This is a genomic window from Sphingobium sp. LSP13-1-1.1 (genome assembly GCF_040676415.1).
GTDB lineage: Bacteria > Pseudomonadota > Alphaproteobacteria > Sphingomonadales > Sphingomonadaceae > Sphingobium.
Genome location: NZ_JBEGHU010000098.1, coordinates 1 through 253, shown reverse-complemented (window position 1 = coordinate 253; position 253 = coordinate 1). Strand labels below are relative to the sequence as shown.

The window sequence follows — 253 nt, the reverse complement described above, 5'->3', positions numbered from 1 at the left end:
TTGCTCGCACCCATCGGCAACATCCCGCCTGCCGAAGCCGAGGAGCTCTACTACGCCATGCTGGACGACACACCCATGGCAGCATAATTTAAGCCAAATGGCCTCCGGCAATCCCGGGGCGGTTCAAACAGGCTGGCCATGCCCTCCATCGCCTGCCGCTTCCATGCCCCGATCATCGTGTGGTGGATGCCATGTTTGGCCGCCAACTCCGCCAGCGTCAGATCGCCCCGGATCGCTTCCATCGCCACCTTCG

The 253-nt window shown here is 62.5% G+C and carries 1 pseudogene; it reads right to left on the bottom strand.

The window, feature by feature from the left end:
- Positions 1–116 precede the first annotated feature (116 nt).
- Positions 117–253 (bottom strand): annotated as a pseudogene (locus MRBLSP13_RS22410) (transposase); the annotation flags it as partial.